This is a genomic window from Streptomyces sp. NPDC091682, from assembly GCF_044756625.1.
In the GTDB taxonomy this organism is placed as follows: Bacteria; Actinomycetota; Actinomycetes; order Streptomycetales; family Streptomycetaceae; genus Streptomyces.
In genome coordinates this window covers 95,624-114,195 of record NZ_JBIVTH010000019.1, presented here as the reverse complement: position 1 = coordinate 114,195, position 18,572 = coordinate 95,624, and the positions used below count along the sequence as shown (strand labels likewise).

The window sequence follows — 18,572 nt, the reverse complement described above, 5'->3', positions numbered from 1 at the left end:
ATCAACTCAACCCATCTGGAAGACCGGCGGACAGCAGGGGATCGGGCGCGGCGACGCGCGCATACCTGCAGACCAGCGGCAAGTCTCCGATCGGCCTCGCCAGGAAAACCCCTAGTCATGGACTAGGGGTTTACGCAGCGGCGGGAGGGCAGGATCGGCGGCATGTCCGAAACCGTGGAGAACGGCTCCGCGCCCGAGCGACTCGCCGACCTCGTCGAGCCGTACGAAGTGGGCGGGCCGTACGAGCCGGACGAGCTCGACCGGCTCGACGAACAGCTCATCGCTCTGGTGCTCCTGCGAGCGCGGCGGGCCCGTGGCCGGCAGCTGGACCGGCGCGCGTCGGGTCTGCCCATGTCACCGCTCGCCCGGGAGAATGCGATGCTGCGGCGCTACGCGCAACGCCTCGGCCGCGAAGGCACCGCCATAGCCCTCGCCGTCCTCGCGCTGTCGCGGCGCCCATGACCTCCGGCCGCCAGGGACACGCCCGTGCTGAACCGGCCCGCCCGTCCTGCGTAGCGTGATTTCCCAACGCTGCGGACCTGGGTGCGCGACGCCGAGCAGGCGGCGCGGCCCGGGGTGGTGGAGGCCACCGCGACGGAGGAGGAGAACCGGCAGCTGCGGGCGCGGGTGCAGGAACTCGAGTTCGAGCTGGGGATCATCCGGCCTTCGCGGCGGGCGTGCAGTACGCCGCCCTCGCGCAGGACCTGCCAGTGGCGGCCGGCATTGGGGGGAGAGGTCTCCGGCAGCGCCGTCGAGCAGGTCACCTCCGGAAAGGCGCTGTCGGGTCTGAGGTCGGCAAGCGCATGACCGTCCGGGACGCATGCTGACCGACGGCTGACTTTCCGACGTACCGTCAGCACGGTGCAGAGGCTCCCTCCCCCGCGCCCTCCGGCTCTCCGGAACCGCCCCGCTGGACGCGCTGCGTCCGGCACCCGGAGACGACCCGGAAACCTTGTCATCGCGGACTCCGGATACGACGCTTCACGCCTGGCCCACCTCCTTCGGGACCTTCCGGTCCAGGTCCTGGCCCGGATGCGATCGGACCGGGTCCTGCGCCGGCCCGCACCCCAGCGGGGGCCTCACACCATGGGCCGTCCGCCCCGGCACGGCGGCGAGTTCGTGTTCGGGCAACCCGACAGCTAGTGCACCCCGGACACCGAAACCGTCACCGACATCCGCCTCCACGGCACCGCCCGAGCACGCTCGTGGGAGCGGCTCCACCCCAAACTCACGAACCGCTCTTCCTGGGCCGCGGCCGACGGCACCCTCCCGATCGTCGAGGGACCGGTGATCCGCCTGGACATCGCCTGCCCAGCGGAACCACTTTGAAGCCGGTCTGGCTGTGGTGGTCGGGCACCGACGCCACCAAAGCGAACACCGACCGTCTGTGGCAGGCCCACCTGCGGCGCTTCGACATCGAGCACACCTTCCGCTGGTTCAAACAGGCCCTTCCCCACGACCGAACCAACGAGCGTTCAGACGACCGTCGCACCACAACCGGCATCCAAACCCAAGCAGGCAGCCACTGTCCACTTGGCAGTGAGGCTGCCCTGGCCGACGGCACCACATCCGGCCGCGCTTTGCCTGGGTCGGCGTCATCCTCAGAGCCCAGCGGACAGGCGTGCCCATCCGGTTGGATGAACGGCGTGACACATGCTCTGGGTTTCGCCGAGAAGGACCTGCGCCGGCTGGCGGGGGCGCGCTCCTTCGAGCGGGGGGCCGGCTACCTGCCTGCGGTGTCCCGACTGGAGATCTGGGACGAAGCGATCACCGCGACCGTGGACGGCACCGATGCCTACGAGGTCGAGCTGGCCGAGCGCTAGGACGGTGGGCTCACCGGCTGGTGCGACTGCCCGTACGGACGGGAGGGCCACTTCTGCAAGCACTGCGTGGCGGTGGGCCTGACCGTAGCAGGCCGAATCCGTGCCGCGGCAGCGGTCGGCCGCCGCCTCGCGCACCCGACTGCTGGACACCTGGCTGGAGTCCCGCACTCGCGAGGAACTGCTCACCCTGGTACGGGAACAGCTCGCCGACGACCGCGACCTGCGCGGCCGTCTTGAAGTGCGCGCGGCCGCCGCCGGAGAGGACACCGGCCTGTGCCGCTCCCACCGACGTCTGGACTTGCGCGTCCTAGGCCAGACCGTTGCAGGGCGGGGACGTCTCCCGCCCGTGGACGAACGATGCCGCTACGGCGCCCGGCAGTCCCAGGCGTACTCCGGCGGCGGTCCCTTCACCGGCACGGCACGGCTCATGGCTGGTCGATCCCGAGGGGGGCGACGCACCCGTGTCGCTTGGCCGACTCCGCGGCGAATGCGCGGAAGGCCTGACGTACCTGATCGGAGGCGGGGGTGCGCGGGTCGAGTACCTCCATCGTGTACAGCGCCTGTCCCGCAGCGCAGCTGGCCGTCGTCCAGGACCTGGACTCGGTGGTGCCCGAGGGGCCGACGTAGTCGTACGGGCCTCGGAGCGGGTCGCGGCGCGGGGCGGTGGGGTACGGTCCGTAATAGGCGGCGAGACGCAAGGTGCGCTCCCCGCCATCACCGGCGAGGACGCACTGCTCGATGGGAGCGGTGCCGTCCGCCTCCGTTTCATAGCTCGGCAGACCCGTTTCCCGGCAGGTGCCGGTCGCTTCGCCGGACTTCTGCAGATCCGCGAACGCTCCAGTACGTATGTGAGGCTTGTCCCTGTCCGCCGACTCACAGCCCTCTGCCGCGGCGGCCCGCTCAAGTGCACGGGTCACCAACGCAGCCAGAGCCTCGCGTCGCTCCTGAACTCCCCCGCCGCTCCCGGATCGCACTGCGGTCATGCCGAGGACGAGATCGTCCTCGGACGTCTCTTTGCCACAGGGCAGCAGGGCCGTAGCGTACGATTCCGCGCCGCCGCCGATCGACACCATGGCGGGCCAGCCGCCCCCGACCGGCACGAGGAGCGACTGCTGGTCCCTGGCGAGGATCTGCTGGGCGTGCAGCACGACGGAGTCGGGGTTGGAGCCGCGTTCCACCGTCACCGTCAACGATGCCTTGCCACCGGGATCAAAAGCGCGGCAGCCGAGGCTGCCCATGCTTCTGCCGCTTACCCGGTCGGCGCCCAGAATTCGTTCCATCTGGGACGCGTCCACCATCTCACCGCAGGCGTCGGCCAGTGCCCGGCCGTCCCGCCAGGTGTCGAACGCTCCCGTCGCGTACACGATGCCGCCTCCTGCCAGGACGGCGACGGCCGCGGCGGCCGCGATGAACTTCTTCATCAGGACAGTCCCCTGTGCAGGTCGGCGAGGGCTTGGTTGCGGGAGGCGCTGTAGTGGAGGTCCGACTGGTCACGGAGGTGGTTGACGACGCTGTCCGTCATGGGGTCCCTTCCGCGGCCGTTGGCCCATTGGTTGATCAGGTCGTGAGAGCCCTGCGATTTGGCGCCCATCTCCTTGGCCACGCCGACGTTTGCCACCTGGTCCGCCTCCGCCTTGACGTCCTTCGACCATTCGTAGGTGGTCGCGTCCACCATGCGCTGAGCGGTGTCGCCGATCCCGGGGATGAGGGTCAGGGGTGCGCCCACGCCGTGGTAGGAGTAACGGGCCACGTCATCGATCCATGCGAAATCCCCCATGCTGGTCCCTCCCCCATCGGTCTCTCGTGATCATAGACATGGCAACTGCACACATACCCAGCCTGCAGCGCCGGTGACCGTCGAGGTCATCGGCCCCTCGCGAGGGCCTCTGCGGCTCATCGTGACTCGCTGCCTACACGAAGATCGATGGCGCCGAAGAGACACATTCTGCGCGGCATGCACGGCGATAGACATGGGGGCGGGCAGGCAGGCTGCCTGCACGGGTTGCAGAAGCCGGCGAGCCGCCGCCTCATGTCATCGGCGTACGAGGGTCGAACCGCCGCAACACCAGGACGAAACCTCATGGCAGAGCTCGTCGCCCGCCCGGTGCAGGTGGGTCGGCCAGGCCACGTAGGAAGCTGTCAGCATGGCCGTGGGGATTATCTATAGCAACGCCCCTGTCGCGAGTACCTGCGGCGCTGGGGCATCCGGCACGCCATCACCACAACCGCCTTGTCCCTCGTCATCCGCCTCCGGGCATGACCGCCCGGACAAGTCTTGGGGATTGGAGCTGCAGCGCCTGGTCGCCCGGTGCCGCGCCTCGGCGATCCGCCTGTCAGCGACTTCCTCAAGGTGTGCCACTGCCCGCCCGGCCACCTCCCGCAAGCTGGCCCACCAGCATCACGACGAGGCCGGCGACGAGAAACGCGCCGCCGGTCAGGGTGCCCCGGTGTCGGGTGCCCGCGTCGCTGATCACCAGCCCGAACACCACCTGCCAGCACAGCGCGAGGGCCGCCACCAGCTGGCCCAGGCCGTAAAGGCGGGGGCTGCGGACGTGGCGCCGGTTCATGGGGAGCACCCAGCCACGGGTGAGCGCCGCCATCCCGGATGCGGCGATGAGCAAAGCGATGAGAACGAGAGGTGCGGCGAGGTACAGCTTCAAGTTCTCTCTCCTTCGCGGCGGACCCGCGCCGCACGCGAGCGTGATCATGACACTTGGCACACCTCGCGTCCACGGGCTTCACCGCGGGCCCCGTGATCGGCCGGACAAGTCCTTAACGATCAGGCAGACCACGTGAGCCGCCGGCCCCGGAATCCCCACCCCGGGAGCCGGACGGCTCATGTGTTGTGCGACGGGTGAGCGGCACGCGGTGCGTCGGCCCGGCCCCCCACGGCCCGGACCTTGCGTCCATCGGCGGAGTTCAGGTCACACGCCTCCAGCCGCGCGCCACGGACCGTCATCCCGGTCCGTCGCCGCATCAGTCTCTCCCTTCGGCACAGCCCTGGCAGCACTCCTTGACGCCTTCCTTCCGCGCAGCGATCGATCTTGACGCTCCTCTGATGAATCGCGCCAAGGCGGCGTCAAGGGCGCGTTCGGAAGCTTGTCTCCGCAGGTCGGATGCGCTGGGATGGGTTCATGAACAGCGGTCCGCGCTATGACGACCGGCCACCGAATCAGGTGCCGCCGGCAGCGCCCGCTGCCCGTCCGGCCGTCTGACATCGGCCGCGCGTCGTTCGCGTACCTGCCACCACCCGCCTGAAGGGCGTTGTTCGGGGCACCGTACGCATCCCCTCCTTCACCGCATGAGCTGAACCCGTGCCCCCGCGTCCTGCCGAGGCGACAGGCAGGTCAGCCATGCCCGTTTCCAGGAATCGACATGCCTTCATCCCTGTCCGGACGTACCGTCCTCGTCACCGGCGCCACCTCCGGCATCGGCTACGAGACCGCCCGCCGGCTCGCCGAACGCGGCGCCACCGTCCTCCTGCACGGCCGCACCCCCGATGAGGCGCAGGCCGCCGCCGACCGTCTGATCGCCACCGCCGGCATCAACGGCTCCTCCCTGCGGCCGGTCGCCGCCGACTTCGCCCACCTCGACGAGGTCGAGAGCCTTGCCTACTCGGTCGTACGCGAGCACCCGCGCCTCGACGTACTCGTCAACAACGCCGCCATCGCCGCGCCTGAGCGCCACACCGTCACGGCCGACGGCAACGAGATCGCCTTCCAGGTCAACTTCCTCTCCCACTACCTGCTGACGAACCTGCTGGAGCCGGCGCTGACCTCCGACCCGGGTGGCCGGGTCGTCAACGTCTCCTCCTCGCTCCACCGCACTGCCACGATCATGTGGAACGACCCCCAGCGTTTGCGCCGCTACTCCCGCCTCGCCGCATACGCCCAGTCCCAGCTGGCACTGACCGTCTTCGCCGCGGACCCGCGCGTCACCGCGGTCTCCGTCAACCCGGGCATCTGCGACACCGGGCTCCTCCCGCTGTACGGGAACGAAGGCGCGCCTGCCTCCGAGGGGGCGCGGCACGTCGTACGGCTCTGCGACCCGGCCACCGAGATCGTCAACGGCGCCTACTACGACCGCTCCGAGCACGTCACGCCGGCCGCGGCCGCCACCGACGACCGCACCGTCAAGCGCCTCAACAAGCTCGCCGACCTCCTCGTCGGCCACACCGCCTGAAGGGATCCAAATACATGTCGAAGCGCGCACGCAAGAAGAGGGCCCGCCGCAAGAAGGGCTCCAACCACGGCAGCAAGCCCTCCTGCTAGTCACCAGCCCACCCCGTGGGGCGGCCCTCCGCCAGGGCCGCCCCACCTTCATGCCCCCGCAAGGAAGCACCGTGATCAATCTGCCCTCCCACCGACTTCCGGGCCTCGTCCGCCGGTTCCCCGTCGGCGCACCGGGCTCGGGCGCCCTGACCGAGCACGTACTGACCACCGATGCCGGCCGCTGGTGGGTGGATCGCGTCATCCAGCCACGCGTCATCGCCGCCGAATGCGGGGACCACGTACTGCTGCTCGGGGACCCGCAAGCGCTGACACCCCAGGACCTGGCGCACTTCGCCCACCGGTACATCGAGGCACCTGGCCGCTTCCGGCCGCTGATCGGGTCCGCGTTCGACCGCGCCGTGCCCTGGCAGCGCACGGTGTACGTCAAGCGCACCACGGCACCTGCCGCACCGCGTCCGAGGGGGATCACCCTACGACGGCTGACCGCCCAGGACGCCCGGGCGCTCAGCACCCTGCCGCCCGCGATGCACCGGATCCACCGCACCTGGGGCGGCCCCGACGCGCTCGCCCGTTCCGGTTACGCCTGGGCCGCGTTCCGTAACGGCCGCATCGTGGCCGTGGCCTGCACGTACTTCCTCGGCACCGCCTATGAGGACATCGCCTGCGTCTCCGTGCCCGACCCCCGCCTCCAGCACCTGGCGCTCGCGTGTGTCGACGCCCTGTGCTCGGACATAGCCACCCGCCGCCGCACCCCCAGCTGGACCTGCTCCGCGGGCAACCGGGCCGGTCGCCTGCTCGCCTCCGGTGCAGGCTTCCGCGCCGAACGCGAGTACGGCCACTACGCGGTCGGTGCTCCTGCCGCCACCGGAAGAGTGGCAGCAGGATGAGGAGCGATACTCGCCCGATGGACTCCATCTACCGCAGTGCGGCGGGACGGGAGCACATCCGCCGCTGGTGCACCGACCGGCTCGACGCATGGCCGGTGCCGCACGAGCGGTCTCAGGTGACCGCCAACGGAGTGCTGACCCACCTGGTGACCGCCGGCTCCGGCCCGACCACGGTCGTCTTCGTACCCGGGACGAACTTCAACGCCGCCGCGTCCCTTCCCCTCGCCACGGCTCTGACCGCGGCCGGACACCGGCTCGTCATGGCGGACGTCCCCGGGCAGCCCGGCCTCAGCTCCGAGAAGCGCACGGTACCCGGCGTCGGTCTCTCCTCGTACGGCACCTGGCTGAGCGAGGTACTCGAGACGGCCGTGGCGGGGCCGGCGGTGGTGATCGGCCATTCCTTCGGCGCCGCCATCGCACTCTCCAGCCCGTCACCGCGCATCGACCGGCTCGTCCTCGTCTCCCCTGGGGGACTGGGCCGGCTGCGTCTGGCCCCCGGCCTGCTGGCCGCCTCAGCCGCCTGGTTCATGCGGCCGACACCGGCCCACAGCACCCGGCTCCTGCGGGCCATGCTCGCGCCCGGCCACCAGCCGCGCACGGAACTGGTGGAGTGGATGACGCTGGTCGCGCGTCACTCCCGCTCCAGCGGAGCCCCCGGAACGGCCGACCTGCCCTCGCGAGCGATTCCCCGACTGGTCGCCACCGGCGCGCACGACACGTTCCTGCCACCGCGACGACTCGCCCCCGTCGTCCGCGCAACGCTCGGCACCGGCCTGCACGTCATCCCCGACGCCGGCCACCTCGTCGTCGAGGAACACCCCGACCGTCTGGCGGCCCTCGTATGAGCCGGAACCCCGGCCACGTCGGCCTGCCCGCCATCGCCGTCCTCGACGGGTGGCACGAGCTCGCCGTTCGGGGACTCCCTCCGGAAGCCGACTCGTTCGGCATCAGCTACACCGTCACCCCGGCGCTGCCGCAGTCCGTACTGCTCACCCTCGAGTGTTCACCTCCTTCACGCTGTCCCGGCTCGGCATGGTCCGGCACTGGAACCGCGAGTCGCGCACCGAGACCGACCCGGCGGTGCGCCGCCGCCATCACATCACCCGGTCCGTCAACGGGCTTGGCGCCTGCGTGACCGGCCTGGTCCTGGTGTTCGTGCTGGCCACCAAGTTCACGGAGGGCGCCTGGCTCGCCGTACTCACCGCGCTCGTGCTGTGGGTGACGATGCGTGTTATCCGGCGCCACTACGACCGTACGGCGACCGAGCTGACGGTCACCGATCTACGAAGAGAGCCGGCACCACCGCCGCAGGTCTTCGCGATCGTGCTCGTCTCCACGATCCACAAGCCGACCTGCTGAAGAGCCGGCTTCTCTTCGCCCCGGGCGTCATGGCACCAGCGGCCCGTAGCAGCTGACCTCCTCTTCGTACGCCGACCACCCCGCGGCCCGCGCCCCGGGCTCCGTCCGCCGCGGAGAGCCCACCCGGAATTCCGAGACCCCGCGGTGAATGCCTCGCGCATCCCCCGCCGAAGTGACCGTGCCCGGGCGCACCAAAGCCACAGCTCCCTCCCCCTAACCGGACAGACCCCAGGGGTTCCCGTGCGAGGTCACGCGGCCTCTCCCCTGGCGAGGGTCAAACGGCGAGCGGGGCCGGTCGCGTAGTGGACGTATTCGCGGGTGAGGCGGAAGCCGGCCGACCAGGCCAGGAGGCGGCTCGGTCGGTTGTCGCGGGAGCAGGTCCAGCTCGGCGTACGGCCGCGGGCTGCGATGTCCTGGCACAGGGCGGTGACGCAGGCCAGCGCGAGGTGTTGCCGACGGTGGCCGGGGTCCGCGAGGGCGGCAACGTCCTCATACCCGCTGCCGAGGAAGTAGGTGCAGGCCACCGACAGGGCGCGGCCCCGGTGGAAGGCTCCCCAGCCGAGGCCCGAGGCGGCGAGCTGCTCCGGGCCGCCCCAAGTCTTGTGGATCCAGGCCGCCTCGGAGCCGAGGGCGACGATGGCCGGCGCGTCCTGCGGGGTCAGCCGGCGCACCGTGATCCCGGGTGCCGGGCGGGCGGGCAGGGCGGGCGCCTGGTGGACGTAGACCATGCGCTCCCACGGATCGACGCGTGCGAACGCGCCCCCGAGGACGGGCAGGAAGCGGGCCGGGGCCTCGATGTAACTGCCGGCGAAGGGAGCGAGGGCCTCGGGGGACAGCACGCCTGGCTCTCCTCGCAGCAGGACGTGATCCCCGCTGGAGACCGCCATGACCCGCGGGTCCACGGCGCGGTCCGCCCACCAGTGGCCGGCTCCAGTGGCGAGGACGTGCTCGGGGAGGGCCGCGACGCCCGGGGCCCCGCCGGGGAACCAGCGGGCGAGGGCAGGGAGACGGGTGGGAAGGAGCTGGATCACGACGGGTGCCGCCTAGGGGGAAGGGAAAAGGTACGGGGGCGGCCCGGGACGGTGGGCCGCCCCCGCGGGGGAACCAGCGCGAGCGGGAAGGCGACGCTGGTCGGCCTTGCGGCCGTGGTTGGCTTTGTCGCGCGTCGGGCTTGCGCCCTCAGGCAGAGTGCCCGACGAGCACGTCGGCGAGCTTGTTCAGCCGCTTGACCGTGCGCTCCTCGGTCGCGCCCGAGGCGGGCTCCATCCGCTCGCTCCGGTCGTAGTAGGCCCCGTTGACGATCTCGACGGCCGGGTCGCACAGCCGCGCGACGTGGGCGGCCCCCTCGGACGGCGTCGCGCCCTCGTGTCCGTACAGCGGCATCAGGGCCGTCTCACACACGCCCGGGTTCACGGAGACGGCGGTCACCCGCGGGTCGGCGGCGAAGACCGTGAGTGCGAGCTGCGACTGCGCGTACGCGGCGAGGCGGGAGTAACGGCGGGTTCGGTTGGGGTCGTTCCACATGATGGAACCGGTGCGGTGCATCGAGGAGGAGACGTTGACGACGCGGCCGCCCGGGTCGGTGGTCAGGACCGGCTCCAGCAGGTTCGTCAGCAGGTAGTGGGCGAGGAAGTTGACCTGGAAGGAGAGCTCGTTGCCGTCCGGGGTGACCGTGTGGCGCTCCGGCGCCGCGACGGCGGCGTTGTTGACCAGGACGTCGAGGTGCGGGTACCCGGCGGTGATCCGGTTCGCGAGCCGCTCCACCTCGTCGAGGTGCGCGAAGTCCGCCGCGCACGGGCGCAGCATTTCCGCGTCGACGTCGGCGGTGGCGATGAGGCGGTCCACGGCTGCCCGGGCCTCCGCAGGGGTACGGCCGTGGAGCAGGACCGTCGCACCGCACTCGGCGAGCCGACGGGCGGTCTCGTAGCCGATGCCGGAGGTGGCCCCGGTGACCAGGACGGTACGGCCGGACAGGAAGGAAGACATGAGTGGTTCCTGGGGAAGGGCACGGCGACCGCCCGTTGCGGGAAGCGGCCGTACGGTGAAGGTGAATGGGTATCGCGTACGGGCGTCAGCACGGCCGGCGGTACGCAGCGATCACTTCCCTGTACGGGTCCGCCATGACGGTGGCCGGTCGTCGTAGGGGTGACCGATGTTCACGCCATCCATCCAACTGGTGTGCTGCTGTGGGCTCAAGAGCCCTGATGGCCCTCTGACGACCCCTTGACGGACTTCAGCCGATGCCGGGGACGGTGGACACCACCAGGTCGACGTTCGCCGGACCAGTGCCGGACCATGCCGACCTGGCAGATAGTGAACCCTGCGAAGACGCCGACGGCGAAGAGCGGGACGAGGGTGTTGGTGTCGCCGCCGGAGAGGACGAGCAGGACGGCCGAGACGAGTGCCAGCCAGACCACCCCGTGCCGGTGTGCTCGGCGGTCGGCCTTGAGGGCGAAGACGTGCGGCAGGCAGTTGTCGCGGGCCAGCAGGCTCATCAGCACCGGGAGCCCGCCGAACGAGGTGTTCGCGGCGAGCGCCAGCAGCACCATGGTGGCGAACTGGACCACGTAGAAGGCTGCGTTGTGCCCGAACGACGCGTCCGCCAGCTGGGCCAGGACGGTGACGCCTTCGACGGGCTGGGAGGTGGAAGCGGCCGATCAGCACCGAAAGCCCGATCAGCATGACGCCGAGCAGGGCGCCGAGAGCCACCTCGGTGCGCTGGGCCCGGCGGGCAGCCGGCGCACGGAAGGACGGCATCGCGTTGGCGACGGCCTCGACACCCGTCAGGGCCGAGCAGCCCGCGGCAAAGGCCTTCAAGAGCAGCAGCGCGCCGACGCTGGTGGCGCCCTCGCCGAGCGCGGATGCGTGTCCGGCCGCGGACGCGGTGCTGACCGGGCCGTCGCGGAAGAGACCGACCGTGATCATCGCCAGGATCGACCCGACGAAGAGCGCGGTCGGTAGGAGGAAGGCCTTGGCGGAGTCCACGACCCCGCGCAGGTTCACGGCGGTGACCAGGACCAGCACGGCGAGGCATATCCAGACCCGCTCCCCGTGCAGCCCCGGGAACGCCGAGGTCAGGGCGGCCACGCCGGCGGTGACCGACACCGCGACGTTCAGCACGTAGTCGAGAATGAGCGAGGCGGCCGCGCGACCAGGCTGGTGCGCCGGCCCAGATGCCGCTTGGCGACCGCGTACGAGCCTCCCCCGTCCGGGAACGCGGCGATCACCTGCCGGTACGAGGCCACCAGTACCGCGAGCAAGGCGGCGATGGCCAGAGTGACGGGGAGCGTGAAGCCCATGCCGTAGGCACCGGCCGCGGCCAGGACCAGGACGACCGCCTCGGGCCCGTACGCCACCGACGCCATCGCGTCGAGCGACAAGGCGGCGAGGCGGCGAGGCCCTGGAGGGTGGTCAGCCGGTGCCGGTGCCGGTCCCCGGCCCCGGTTCCGCCGGTATCAGGGGGCTCCTCCTGGGCCGACCCCTGGGTGACCGTGGTCGGTTCTCCTGCGTGCATGGCCATTTCTTGCCGATCCTCCGAATGAACAAAGTCAGCACAGCGTCGGAGCCGCAGGTGTCGGCCGCCAGCACGCTTGGCGCATTTCATACGCCCGCCCGCGCACTCTTCACGTGTTGCATACGCATGGGCGCGTGCGGCGTAGGGAGTCCGTCAAGAGGGACTGCCTCCCGTTGCCCCGGCTCCGCGGAGATGCATGCTTGATCTGGGCGGAACACGCCTGACCGGCACGAAGGGGAGAAGTTGCTGATGGACGCGGAGAACGTGGTCGGCCTGCTCATCGCCCTTGCGCTGCTCGGCTATCTCGTGGTCGCTCTCATCAGGCCCGAGAAGTTCTGATCGGCGCTCTGTATCACGATCGGCTTGTCCGAACGGGAGGTGTCACGTGTCCGGGTACTGGTTCCGGCTCCGCGACCGCGTCGCGCTGGTCGCTGCCCTCCTGGCCCCCTTCTTGGTGGCGCTCTCCCTCGTGCCGTTCCGGACGGGCCTTTCGGCGACGAACGAGGCCCTGATCCTGGTCGTCGCGGTGGTCGCGGTCGCCGCCATGGGGAGCCGCGCAGCGGGAGCACTCGCCGCGCTCTCGGCGGCCGCCTGGTTCGACTTCTTCCTGACCAGGCCCTACCAGCAATTCGCCATCGCCGACGGTGACGAGATCCAGACAGCTGTCCTCCTGCTCGTCGTCGGCTTGATCGTCTCGCAGCTGGCCGTGCGCGCACGCCGCCTCCAGGCGGTCGTGGTGACCGACGCCGCGCACCTGTCCAGCCTCCTGGGAACCGCCCGCCTGGTCGAGGACGGCGGCTCGCCTGAGGCGGTGGTCGAGCACGTGCGCCGCGAGCTCGTCGGCCTGCTGGGGCTACGCGGCTGCCGCTTCGAGTACGGGACCCTGATGGGGCACCTGCCGCGCCTGGAGCACGGCGGCGGCCTGTGGCTGCGCCGCCCGGGCCGGATCACGGAGTACGCCGACTGGCCGGACGGGAAAACCGAGCTGCGGGTCGTCGGAGGCGGGCACTACTACGGCCGCTTCCTCCTCGACCCGCACCCTGGCAGCCCTCTGCCGCCCGAGGAAGCCCGTCTGGTGGCCGTCGCGCTGGCCGCCCAGGCCGGCAGCGCCCTGGACACGGCCGGCCTGTCCCACCAGGGCTGACCGGGTCCGAAGGGCCCATGCCCGTAAGCGTGGCGTTAAGGGTTCTCGTGCGCCCGTATGGACCCCGTCAAGGTGTCTTAACGCCGGGCTGAAGACACGGTTATCTCGTCATCGGCCATCTGGCCGATTCGTTTCCTTCCCTCTTCATCCAGGAGCTCACGGTGGCCGATCTGGCCTTCGTCGTCACCACGGTCGCGGTGTTCGCGCTGGTGGCTCTCATCGCCCGGGGGGTGACCAAGCTGTGAACGCCGAAAACATCATCGGCCTCGTGGTGGCCGTCTCCCTGCTCGGATACCTCGTCCTCGCCCTTGTGTACCCGGAGAGGTTCTAGCCACCGATGAGTCCCGTTCTCGCTGGTGTGCTCCAGCTCCTCGCACTGATCGCCGCGCTCGCGCTGGCCTACCGCCCCCTGGGCGATTACATGGCCCGCGTCTACTCCTCCGAGAAGCACTACAAGCCGGAGAAGTGGATCTACAAGGCCATCGGCGCCAACCCGTCGGCCGAGATGCGCTGGCCCGCCTACCTCCGCGCCGTCCTCGCCTTCTCCGCGGTCTCGGTCCTGTTCCTCTACGGCCTCCAGCGGGCCCAGGGAATCCTGCCCGGCTCGCTCGGCTTCTCCGCGATCGATCCCGACCAGGCCTTCAACACCGCCGCCTCGTTCGTGGCGAACACGAACTGGCAGTCGTACTACGGCGAGCAGGCCATGGGCCACGTCGTACAGACCGGCGGCCTGGCGGTGCAGAACTTCGTCTCCGCCGCGGTCGGCATGGCCGTCGCGGTGGCCCTGGTACGGGGCTTCGCGCGCTCGCGCACCGGGGAGCTGGGCAACTTCTGGGCCGACATGGTCCGCGGAGTTGTCCGTATCCTGCTGCCGATCTCGGTGATCGGCGCGATCGTCCTGGTCGCCTGCGGCGCGATCCAGAACTTCTCCGGGATCCACGAGGTCGGCCAGTTCATGGGCGGCTCGCAGCAGTGGAACGGCGGCGCGGTCGCCTCGCAGGAGGTCATCAAGGAGCTGGGCACGAACGGCGGCGGTTACTTCAACGCCAACTCGGCCCACCCCTTCGAGAACCCCAACCCGTTCTCGAACCTCTTCGAGGTCTTCCTGATCCTGGTCATCCCGTTCGCGCTGACCCGCACCTTCGGCCGGATGGTCGGCAACCTGCGCCAGGGCTACGCGATCCTCGCGACCATGGCCACCATCTGGCTCGGTTTCACCGCGCTGATGATGTGGACCGAGTTCGCCCACCACGGCCCGGCCTTCGACGTCGCGGGCGGGGCGATGGAGGGCAAGGAGACCCGCTTCGGGATCGGCGCCTCCGCGATCTTCTCGGTCGCCACCACGCTGACCTCGACCGGTGCGGTCAACTCCTTCCACTCCTCCTACACGGGCCTGGGCGGCGGGATCCAGCTGCTGGGCATGCAGCTCGGCGAGATCGCGCCCGGCGGTGTCGGATCCGGCCTCTACGGCATGCTGATCATGGCGATCATCGCGGTGTTCATCGCCGGCCTGATGGTCGGCCGCACCCCCGAGTACCTGGGCAAGAAGATCGGCACCCGCGAGATCAAGTTCGCGGCCTGCTACATCCTCATCACCCCCGCCCTCGTACTCGGCTTCACCGCCGCCGCGATGGCGCTGGACACCCCGGCCAACTCGATGACCAACTCCGGCGCGCACGGCTTCTCCGAGATCCTCTACGCCTACACCTCCGGCGCCAACAACAACGGCTCCGCCTTCGCGGGCCTGAACGCCGACACGCAGTGGTTCAACAGCACCATCGGCATCGCCATGCTGCTGGGCCGTTTCCTGCCCATGGTGTTCGTCCTCGCCCTGGCCGGCTCGCTCGCCGAGCAGAAGCCCGTCCCCGAGACCGCGGGCACCCTGCGCACCGACAAGCCCCTCTACACCGGACTGCTCGTCGGCACCATCCTCATCGTCACCGGTCTGACCTACTTCCCCGCCCTCGCGCTGGGACCGCTCGCCGAAGGGCTCGCATCATGAGCACCGCCACACCCACCAGGGCTCCGCACCAGGACGTGCCCACCGGCCACAAGCCGGGCGGCGGACGCGTGGGCGGCGGCCTCTTCGACCCCAAGCAGCTGCTGAAGTCCTTCCCCGACGCGATCCGCAAGCTCGACCCCCGGATCATGATCAAGTCCCCGGTCATGTTCGTCGTCCTGATCGGCTCGGTCGTCACCACCGTCCTCGCGTGTCTGGACCCGACGGAATGGTTCGGCTGGGCCATCACCGCCTGGCTGTGGCTCACCACGATCTTCGCCAACCTCGCCGAGGCCGTCGCCGAAGGCCGCGGCAAGGCCCAGGCCGACACCCTGCGCAAGGCCAAGACCGACTCCGTCGCCCGCCGCCTGACCAAGGACGGCAAGGGCGAGGAACAGGTACCCGGCGCGGAGCTCCGTATCGGTGACCTGGTGGTCTGCGAGGCCGGCGACATCATCCCCGGCGACGGCGACGTCGTCGAAGGGGTGGCCTCCGTCGACGAGTCCGCCATCACCGGCGAGTCCGCGCCCGTCATCCGCGAGTCCGGCGGCGACCGATCCGCGGTCACCGGCGGCACCAAGGTCCTCTCCGACCGCATCGTCATCAAGATCACGACGAAGCCCGGCGAGACCTTCATCGACCGCATGATCGCCCTCGTCGAGGGCGCCGCCCGGCAGAAGACGCCCAACGAGATCGCGCTGAACATCCTGCTCGCCTCGCTGACCATCGTCTTCCTGCTCGCGGTCGTCACCCTCCAGCCCTTCGCGATCTACGCGGGCGCCGAGCAGTCCATGATCGTGCTCACCGCCCTGCTGGTCTGTCTCATTCCCACCACCATCGGCGCCCTGCTGTCCGCCATCGGTATCGCAGGCATGGACCGCCTGGTCCAGCGCAACGTCCTCGCGATGAGCGGTCGTGCGGTGGAAGCGGCCGGCGACGTCTCCACGCTGCTGCTCGACAAGACGGGCACCATCACCCTCGGCAACCGCCAGGCCTCGGAGTTCGTACCCGTCAAGGGCACCACGGCGGCGGAGCTGGCGGACGCCGCCCAGCTCTCCTCCCTCGCGGACGAGACTCCCGAGGGCCGATCCATCGTGGTCCTCGCCAAGGAGAAGTACGGACTGCGCGAACGCCACCAGGGCGAGCTCGCACACGCCGAGTGGATCGCCTTCACCGCACAGACCCGCATGTCGGGCGTGGACGTCGACGGCAAGCAGACCCGCAAGGGCGCGACCGGATCCGTCATCACCTGGGTCAAGGAGCAGGGCGGCAAGGTCTCCGAGGACGCGCAAGCGCTCACCGACCGGATTTCCCAAGCCGGCGGAACCCCGCTGCTGGTGGCGGTCAAGGACGACAAGGGGGCCCGTGTCCTGGGTGTCATCCACCTCAAGGACGTCGTCAAGGAAGGCATGCGGGAGCGGTTCGACGAGCTGCGCCGCATGGGCATCAAGACCGTCATGATCACCGGTGACAACCCGCTGACCGCCAAGGCGATCGCGGAGGAGGCGGGCGTGGACGACTTCCTCGCCGAGGCCACCCCCGAGGACAAGATGGCCCTCATCAAGCGGGAGCAGGCCGGCGGCAAGCTCGTCGCCATGACCGGCGACGGCACCAACGACGCCCCCGCCCTCGCCCAGGCAGACGTCGGCGTGGCGATGAACACCGGTACCTCGGCCGCCAAGGAGGCCGGGAACATGGTGGACCTGGACTCCAACCCCACCAAGCTCATCGAGATCGTCGAGATCGGCAAGCAGCTCCTCATCACCCGCGGGGCGCTGACCACGTTCTCGATCGCCAACGACGTGGCGAAGTACTTCGCGATCATCCCGGCCATGTTCGCCGTGGTCTACCCGGGCCTCGACAAGCTCAACATCATGGGCCTGACCTCCCCCGAGTCGGCGATCCTCTCCGCGGTCATCTTCAACGCACTGATCATCATCGCGCTCGTGCCGCTCGCCCTGAAGGGCGTCCAGTACAAGCCGACCAGCGCCGACAAGATGCTGCGCCGCAACATCGGGATCTACGGACTCGGCGGCCTAGTCGCCCCGTTCATCGGCATCAAACTCATCGACCTGCTCATCTCCCTCATCCCCGGAATCGGCTAAGGCTATGAACAACTCTGTAGGCAACACCGCACGGTTGATCGGCGCCGGCCTGCGAGCCCTGCTCGTGCTCACGGTCATCTGCGGGGTCATCTACCCGCTCGCCGTCACCGGGATCGCCCAGGCCCTCTTCAACGACAAGGCCAACGGCTCGGAGATCAAGGACCAGAGCGGGCAGGTCGTCGGCTCCTCCCTCATCGGCCAGACCTACAACCTGCCCAAGCAGAACCCCGACGACGCCGAAGAAGCGGCCAGGCCGGACCTGAAGTGGTTCCAGCCCCGCCCCTCCAACGGCCTGGGCAGCAACAGCGTCAACATGCAGTACTCGCTGATCCTGTCCGGCGCCACCAACCGCTCCGCCGACAACGGAGCCGTGGGCGGCCGGTGCACCAAGGACGCGGAAGAGGGCACCCTCTGCGCCCAGGTCGTCGCCGCCAAGGAGGCCGTCGTCGCCGACAACTCCACCGCGGACCATAAGGTCAACCCCGAGGACGTGCCGGCCGACGCCGTCACCTCCTCCGGCTCGGGCCTCGACCCGCACATCTCCCCCGAGTACGCCGAGCTCCAGGTCCACCGCGTCGCCGAGCAGAACAAGCTCGACGTCAAGCAGGTCGAGAAGCTCGTCGCCGACCACACCACCGGCCGGACCCTCGGCTTCATGGGCGAGCCCCGCGTCAACGTCCTTGAACTCAACACCGCCCTCAAGGCACTGACCAAGAGCTGATGTATGCCGTAGCAGGGGTCCGGAGTCGGCGGGACGTGGCTCGTTCGCGTCCCGCCGGCTCCGACCCGTATCCATTGAAAGAGGAAGGCCCCACACCGATGATCAAGGTGCTGGTGGTGGAAGACGACACCCAGCTCGTCCGCGCACTCAAGATCAACCTACAGGCGCGGAAGTTCGAGGTGGAGACGGCTTCCGACGGAGGGAATGCCCTCAGACTTGCCGCTTCCCGCAAGCCGGACGTCATCCTCCTGGATCTCGGCCTGCCGGACATGGACGGCATCGATGTGATCAAGCGTGTCAGGGAGTCCAGCAGCGTACCGATCCTCGTCCTCTCCGCCCGCCACACCTCCGAGGAGAAGATCCTCGCCCTCGACGCGGGCGCCGACGACTACGTCACCAAGCCGTTCAGCATGGACGAACTCCTCGCCCGGCTGCGGGCCGCTGTCCGCCGCCGGGAGATCCCGGCACCCGCCGACGAGGTCTCCGTGGTCACCACCGACGACTTCACCGTCGACCTGATCGCGAAGAAGGTCAAGCGGGGCGATCGCAGCGTGCGACTCACCCCCACCGAGTGGCACCTCCTGGAAATCCTCATCAGCAACCCCGGCCGGCTGATCAGCCAGCGACAGCTGCTGCTCGACGTGTGGGGGCCCACGTACTCCGAGCACACCAACTACCTGCGGGTCTACATGGCCCAGCTGCGCCGCAAACTGGAAGCGGACCCCTCGCACCCGAGGTACCTGATCACCGAGCCCGGCATGGGCTACCGCTTCGAGGGATGACGCAAA

General features: G+C 69.8%; 18 protein-coding genes and 3 pseudogenes. 15 read left to right on the top strand and 6 right to left on the bottom strand.

Going from position 1 to position 18,572, the window contains the following annotated elements; genetic code table 11:
- The first annotated feature begins 162 nt into the window (after positions 1–162).
- The 4 genes and pseudogenes from ACIQK6_RS33740 (at position 163) to ACIQK6_RS33725 (ending at position 1,823) form a co-directional block, all read left to right on the top strand.
- On the top strand, positions 163–462 hold the full coding sequence (locus ACIQK6_RS33740) for a hypothetical protein (protein WP_402696427.1): 300 nt from the start codon (positions 163–165) through the stop codon (positions 460–462).
- An 81-nt stretch (positions 463–543) separates the two neighbouring features.
- On the top strand, positions 544–807 hold the full coding sequence (locus tag ACIQK6_RS33735; protein ID WP_402696425.1) for a hypothetical protein: 264 nt from the start codon (positions 544–546) through the stop codon (positions 805–807).
- Positions 808–889: 82 nt separating this feature from the next.
- Positions 890–1,481 (top strand): annotated as a pseudogene (locus tag ACIQK6_RS33730) (transposase); the annotation flags it as partial.
- Between the two features lie 165 nt (positions 1,482–1,646).
- Positions 1,647–1,823 carry a hypothetical protein gene (locus tag ACIQK6_RS33725; RefSeq protein WP_402696435.1) on the top strand — a complete coding sequence of 59 codons (177 nt, stop codon included), beginning with the start codon at positions 1,647–1,649 and terminating at the stop codon, positions 1,821–1,823.
- Positions 1,824–2,248: 425 nt separating this feature from the next.
- Here the strand turns inward: ACIQK6_RS33725 and ACIQK6_RS33720 are convergent, their stop codons facing one another.
- The 3 genes from ACIQK6_RS33720 to ACIQK6_RS33710 all read right to left on the bottom strand — a co-directional run bounded on the left by ACIQK6_RS33720 (position 2,249) and on the right by ACIQK6_RS33710 (position 4,483).
- Positions 2,249–3,244, bottom strand: a complete 996-nt coding sequence (locus tag ACIQK6_RS33720; protein ID WP_402696423.1) for a hypothetical protein — start codon at positions 3,242–3,244, stop codon at positions 2,249–2,251.
- A complete protein-coding gene (locus ACIQK6_RS33715; RefSeq protein ID WP_402696421.1) occupies positions 3,244–3,600 on the bottom strand; it encodes a hypothetical protein in 357 nt (118 codons plus the stop codon). The genes ACIQK6_RS33720 and ACIQK6_RS33715 overlap by 1 nt, the downstream gene beginning before the upstream one ends.
- Before the next feature lie 568 nt (positions 3,601–4,168).
- Positions 4,169–4,483: a hypothetical protein gene (locus ACIQK6_RS33710; protein ID WP_402696419.1), complete on the bottom strand. Its 315-nt coding sequence runs from the start codon at positions 4,481–4,483 to the stop codon at positions 4,169–4,171.
- A gap of 715 nt (positions 4,484–5,198) precedes the next feature.
- On the opposite strand from ACIQK6_RS33710, the gene ACIQK6_RS33705 reads away from it, so the two are divergent.
- The 4 genes and pseudogenes from ACIQK6_RS33705 to ACIQK6_RS33690 form a co-directional block, all read left to right on the top strand.
- Complete coding sequence (locus tag ACIQK6_RS33705) at positions 5,199–6,005, top strand: SDR family NAD(P)-dependent oxidoreductase (protein WP_402696417.1); 807 nt, start codon at positions 5,199–5,201, stop codon at positions 6,003–6,005.
- Between the two features lie 160 nt (positions 6,006–6,165).
- Positions 6,166–6,942 (top strand): GNAT family N-acetyltransferase, encoded by a 777-nt coding sequence (locus ACIQK6_RS33700; protein WP_402696415.1) that lies wholly within the window; start codon positions 6,166–6,168, stop codon positions 6,940–6,942.
- Between the two features lie 17 nt (positions 6,943–6,959).
- Positions 6,960–7,787, top strand: coding sequence for an alpha/beta fold hydrolase (locus ACIQK6_RS33695; RefSeq protein WP_402696414.1), 828 nt, complete (start codon positions 6,960–6,962; stop codon positions 7,785–7,787).
- Positions 7,788–7,941: 154 nt separating this feature from the next.
- Positions 7,942–8,449 (top strand): annotated as a pseudogene (locus ACIQK6_RS33690) (hypothetical protein); the annotation flags it as partial.
- A gap of 100 nt (positions 8,450–8,549) precedes the next feature.
- On the opposite strand, the gene ACIQK6_RS33685 reads toward ACIQK6_RS33690, so the two are convergent.
- The 3 genes and pseudogenes from ACIQK6_RS33685 to ACIQK6_RS33675 form a co-directional block, all read right to left on the bottom strand.
- Positions 8,550–9,332, bottom strand: coding sequence for a GNAT family N-acetyltransferase (locus ACIQK6_RS33685; protein WP_402696412.1), 783 nt, complete (start codon positions 9,330–9,332; stop codon positions 8,550–8,552).
- Positions 9,333–9,480: 148 nt separating this feature from the next.
- Positions 9,481–10,287, bottom strand: coding sequence for an SDR family NAD(P)-dependent oxidoreductase (locus tag ACIQK6_RS33680; protein WP_402696410.1), 807 nt, complete (start codon positions 10,285–10,287; stop codon positions 9,481–9,483).
- A gap of 275 nt (positions 10,288–10,562) precedes the next feature.
- A pseudogene (locus ACIQK6_RS33675) lies at positions 10,563–11,821 on the bottom strand (APC family permease); the annotation flags it as partial.
- A gap of 243 nt (positions 11,822–12,064) precedes the next feature.
- Between ACIQK6_RS33675 and kdpF (ACIQK6_RS33670) the strand changes: the two are divergent.
- The 7 genes from kdpF (ACIQK6_RS33670) to ACIQK6_RS33640 all read left to right on the top strand — a co-directional run bounded on the left by kdpF (ACIQK6_RS33670) (position 12,065) and on the right by ACIQK6_RS33640 (position 18,566).
- Positions 12,065–12,154 (top strand): K(+)-transporting ATPase subunit F, encoded by a 90-nt coding sequence (gene kdpF, locus ACIQK6_RS33670; RefSeq protein WP_189734015.1) that lies wholly within the window; start codon positions 12,065–12,067, stop codon positions 12,152–12,154.
- A 46-nt stretch (positions 12,155–12,200) separates the two neighbouring features.
- Positions 12,201–12,959, top strand: coding sequence for a DUF4118 domain-containing protein (locus ACIQK6_RS33665; RefSeq protein WP_402696408.1), 759 nt, complete (start codon positions 12,201–12,203; stop codon positions 12,957–12,959).
- A 241-nt stretch (positions 12,960–13,200) separates the two neighbouring features.
- On the top strand, positions 13,201–13,290 hold the full coding sequence (kdpF, locus tag ACIQK6_RS33660; protein ID WP_033223114.1) for a K(+)-transporting ATPase subunit F: 90 nt from the start codon (positions 13,201–13,203) through the stop codon (positions 13,288–13,290).
- 6 nt (positions 13,291–13,296) lie between these two features.
- Positions 13,297–14,961 carry a potassium-transporting ATPase subunit KdpA gene (gene kdpA / locus ACIQK6_RS33655; RefSeq protein ID WP_402696406.1) on the top strand — a complete coding sequence of 555 codons (1,665 nt, stop codon included), beginning with the start codon at positions 13,297–13,299 and terminating at the stop codon, positions 14,959–14,961.
- The gene (gene kdpB, locus ACIQK6_RS33650; RefSeq protein WP_402696404.1) at positions 14,958–17,063 is read left to right on the top strand and encodes a potassium-transporting ATPase subunit KdpB; all 2,106 of its coding nucleotides are present in this window, start codon (positions 14,958–14,960) and stop codon (positions 17,061–17,063) included. Before kdpA ends, kdpB begins: the two co-directional genes overlap by 4 nt.
- Before the next feature lie 4 nt (positions 17,064–17,067).
- A complete protein-coding gene (locus tag ACIQK6_RS33645; protein WP_402696403.1) occupies positions 17,068–17,784 on the top strand; it encodes a potassium-transporting ATPase subunit C in 717 nt (238 codons plus the stop codon).
- A gap of 98 nt (positions 17,785–17,882) precedes the next feature.
- On the top strand, positions 17,883–18,566 hold the full coding sequence (locus tag ACIQK6_RS33640; protein WP_402696402.1) for a response regulator: 684 nt from the start codon (positions 17,883–17,885) through the stop codon (positions 18,564–18,566).
- Positions 18,567–18,572 lie beyond the last annotated feature (6 nt).

Bases quoted from the DNA above. Each gene is read 5' to 3' on its own strand.
- ACIQK6_RS33680 (WP_402696410.1), bottom strand. From the start codon at position 10,287: ATGTCTTCCTTCCTGTCCGGCCGTACCGTCCTGGTCACCGGGGCCACC.
- ACIQK6_RS33705 (WP_402696417.1), top strand. From the start codon at position 5,199: ATGCCTTCATCCCTGTCCGGACGTACCGTCCTCGTCACCGGCGCCACC.
- kdpA (WP_402696406.1), top strand. From the start codon at position 13,297: ATGAGTCCCGTTCTCGCTGGTGTGCTCCAGCTCCTCGCACTGATCGCC.
- ACIQK6_RS33715 (WP_402696421.1), bottom strand. From the start codon at position 3,600: ATGGGGGATTTCGCATGGATCGATGACGTGGCCCGTTACTCCTACCAC.
- ACIQK6_RS33695 (WP_402696414.1), top strand. From the start codon at position 6,960: ATGGACTCCATCTACCGCAGTGCGGCGGGACGGGAGCACATCCGCCGC.
- kdpB (WP_402696404.1), top strand. From the start codon at position 14,958: ATGAGCACCGCCACACCCACCAGGGCTCCGCACCAGGACGTGCCCACC.
- ACIQK6_RS33740 (WP_402696427.1), top strand. From the start codon at position 163: ATGTCCGAAACCGTGGAGAACGGCTCCGCGCCCGAGCGACTCGCCGAC.
- kdpF (WP_189734015.1), top strand. From the start codon at position 12,065: ATGGACGCGGAGAACGTGGTCGGCCTGCTCATCGCCCTTGCGCTGCTC.
- ACIQK6_RS33640 (WP_402696402.1), top strand. From the start codon at position 17,883: ATGATCAAGGTGCTGGTGGTGGAAGACGACACCCAGCTCGTCCGCGCA.
- ACIQK6_RS33645 (WP_402696403.1), top strand. From the start codon at position 17,068: ATGAACAACTCTGTAGGCAACACCGCACGGTTGATCGGCGCCGGCCTG.
- ACIQK6_RS33720 (WP_402696423.1), bottom strand. From the start codon at position 3,244: ATGAAGAAGTTCATCGCGGCCGCCGCGGCCGTCGCCGTCCTGGCAGGA.